We start from the raw sequence: 3,149 nt of genomic DNA on the forward strand, positions 1-3,149 counted from the left end.
TCAACACTTTCTCAGGCCGCCGGGCGCCGGGCCGCGCGGGCGGTGAGGCGTTCCCAGTTGCGGTGGGCGATGTCGGCCTTCTGCTCGTCGGTGAAGGGCGCGTCCTCCAGGAAGGAGCGGGCGGCGCCGTCGCTGGTGTCGACGTAGGGGAAGCCGCCGGGGCGGAAGCCGTAGGTGAAGGGGTAGTCGGTGGAGTACAGCATCCGGTCGGTGCCCATGACCTCGGCGGTCCAGCGCAGGTAGCGGGGGCTGTTGGTGCCGCTGCCGGCGACCCAGAAGTTCTGCTTGAAGTAGTCCGCGAGCGGCCGCTGAAGGCCGCCGGCCTCGGCGAAGAACCCGGTGTGGTCGAGGTAGAACATGACGACCTCGCCCCAGTGGCCGGCGATCACCTGCAGGTCGGGGAACCGGTCGAAGACACCCGAAAAGATCATCCGCAGGTACTGCACGCCCAGGTCGTAGTACCAGCCGATCGCCGCTCCGGCCAGCGCCGCGCCGATCGGGCCGAGGCCGGAGTAGTAGGCGTCGATCACCGGCTGGACCGGCGTCTGCGGATGGAAGTGCAGCGGCGCACCGAGCCGCTCGGCGGTGGCGTACAGCTGGTCGTTGTCCGGGTGGTCGGCCAGTTTGTCCCCGGTGCGGCCGTACAGCATGGCGCCGGGGAAGCCCAGCTCGCCCACCGCGCGCTCCAGCTCGGCCGCGGCCGCGGCCGGCGACTGGGTGGGGATCGCGGCGAACGCCTGGAAACGGTCGGGGCGCGAGGCGACGATCTCCGCGAGCTGGTCGTTGGCCTCACGGGCCACCGTGATCGCGTCGGCCTCCGGCAGGTCCTGCACACCCGGTGACGACAGGGACAGCACGGCGACGTCGATTCCCTGGTCGTCCATGTGGGCCAGCCGCTGCTCCCCGGCCTCGCGCAGGTTCTCGGCGATCGGGCTGCAGCCGAAGCCGCGGGCGGGGATCCGCGGCGATCCGGCCCGCTGATACGCCTCATGGACGGCGGGTACGACGACGGTCTCTTCCACTCCGATGATCCGCAGACGGTCTGACATGACGGCGCTCCTCGCACTGATGTTTCCAATGGAACGGCGGCCACGTTATCATAGTTAATAACATAGTAAACACATATCTGTTAACGACGATATTAGCCCTGGTATTCGGGCGGCGGTATCATCGATAAATGCCGGTTGACCCGAACCCCGCAGGGCTCGCCGCGGAGCCCGGCGCCACCGCGCGCGAGCAGACCCGCCGCCGGATCATCGACGTCGCGATCGACCTGCTGGAACGCGGGGGCCGCGACGCGGTCACTACCCGCGCGGTCGCCGACGCCGCCGGACTGCAACCACCGGCCCTGTACCGGCTGTTCGGCGACAAGGAGGGGCTGCTCGAGGCCGTGGCCGAACACGGCTTCACCCGGTTCCTGGCCGCCAAGCACATCGGCCCCGACCCGCAGGACCCGATCAGGGAACTACGCGTCGGCTGGGACATCGCGGTCGAGTTCGGACTGGCCAACCCCGCACTGTACGCGCTGATGTACGGCGAACCCAGGTTCACCACCGTTTTCCGGATCGGCCTCGAACTCCTCACGGAGCGCATCCGCCGCCTGGCCGCCGCCGGCCTGCTGCGCGTAGAGGAGGACCTCGCGGCCCAGATCATCCACGCCACCGCACGCGGTGCCGTCCTGACCTGGCTGTCCCTGCCCGAGCCCCAGCGCGACCCCGCCCTCCTCCACGCGCTGCGCGAAGCGATGATCACCGCAGTCACCACCCAGGACCCGGCCGTGCAGGAACAGGGTCCGGCCGGCGCCGCCCGCGCCCTGCGCGCCCGCCTGCCCGACCAGGACGTCCTCAGCCCCGCCGAACAGCGACTACTGACGGAATGGCTGGATCGACTGTCCGCATAGCCCTCCCCGCGGACGGGCGGGACACGAGCTCGATCAGGGCCCATCGCCTGTCGGACACGTCGCTCGGGTACGGCTTGCGCCCGCTCACCGTGATCCCAGCCCACCCGAGTCCGCCGGTCAGCCGCAACGCAGAACCGCCTGATCGTGCTACGGCGAGCCGGGCATCGACTCGCGGATCACGCTCCGACGCAGCGGCCCCCACCCTCACCTCACCGGCCCCGCCGAGCCGTTCCCCCTGCGTACCGGCCGATGGCCGGACTTCTGGCGGACCCACAGATCATCACCTAGGGTAAAGTGTTCGTCACTCTATGGAAAAGGATGGCGATGTCCCCCGGCCACGAACACGAGATGCCGCTGGAGATGCTCCGGCGCCGCCCCTCCTTCGCGCTGGAACTGCTCACGCTGGGCGGGAAGACGCACATGGACGGCTACTCCGACGCCCGTCTGGAGTCGGTGGAGCTGAACGAGCGGCTGCCCGCCGAGTACATGGCCGACTCCGTCGTCTCGGCCAAAGGACCCGACGGCGAGCGGCGCTTCGTGATCGTGGAGGTCCAGCGTTCCTGGGACGGCCGCAAGGTCTGGTCCTGGGCGGCCTACGTCGGCGGGCTGATGGGGCGGCACCGGTGTGCGGTGATGCTCGTGGTGCTCTGCCTCAACAAGACCGTCGCCGCCCGCTACGACCAGCCGATCCTGCCGCCCGACTCGTGCATGCGGCTTCGTCCGGTCGTCGTCGGCCCCGACCAACTCCCCTTTCCCCGCACCGCCGCCGAGGTACTGACCTCTCCTGAGGTCGCCGTGCTGAGCGCGATCGCGCACAGCGACGACTTCGAGGTCGTGGCCACGGTGGGCACCGCCCTGGCCGACCTCCCCGACGAGCGGGGCCCCGTTTATTACGATTATCTGGGCGGACAGCTCGCCGAGCCGATCCGCGCACGCCTGGAGGAGATCATGAGCACCGTGACCCCGGAGACCGACAGCGCCCTGGAGCGGCTCCTGCGCAGGCGGGAAGCCATCGCCGCGGCACGCGCCGAGGCACGCGGCGAGGCACGCGGCGAGGCACGCGCGCTCGTCACCGTCCTGGAATCCCGCGGACTCGCGCCGAACCCCGCCCAGCGCGAACGGATCGCCTCCTGCACCGACCCGGACCTCCTGAACACTTGGCTGGCCCGCGCGGCCACCGCCACCGATCTGGCCGACGTCTTCGGCGACGACTGACCGCCGAAGGCGCCCACCGCTCAGAAAGTGTTGG

The 3,149-nt window shown here is 70.1% G+C and carries 3 protein-coding genes; 2 read left to right on the forward strand and 1 reads right to left on the reverse strand.

Annotated elements, in window-relative coordinates:
* Nucleotides 1–11: 11 nt before the first annotated feature.
* Nucleotides 12–1,049 carry an amidohydrolase family protein gene (locus ABD841_RS40325; protein ID WP_344982338.1) on the reverse strand — a complete coding sequence of 346 codons (1,038 nt, stop codon included), beginning with the start codon at nt 1,047–1,049 and terminating at the stop codon, nt 12–14.
* A gap of 128 nt (nt 1,050–1,177) precedes the next feature.
* Between ABD841_RS40325 and ABD841_RS40330 the strand changes: the two genes are divergently transcribed.
* The gene (locus tag ABD841_RS40330; RefSeq protein WP_344982339.1) at nt 1,178–1,900 is read left to right on the forward strand and encodes a TetR/AcrR family transcriptional regulator; all 723 of its coding nucleotides are present in this window, start codon (nt 1,178–1,180) and stop codon (nt 1,898–1,900) included.
* Nucleotides 1,901–2,218: 318 nt separating this feature from the next.
* Nucleotides 2,219–3,115, forward strand: coding sequence for a hypothetical protein (locus tag ABD841_RS40335; RefSeq protein WP_344982340.1), 897 nt, complete (start codon nt 2,219–2,221; stop codon nt 3,113–3,115).
* The last annotated feature ends 34 nt before the right edge of the window (nt 3,116–3,149 follow it).

It is taken from the genome of Streptosporangium fragile (assembly GCF_039534445.1).
Taxonomy (GTDB): domain Bacteria; phylum Actinomycetota; class Actinomycetes; order Streptosporangiales; family Streptosporangiaceae; genus Streptosporangium; species Streptosporangium fragile.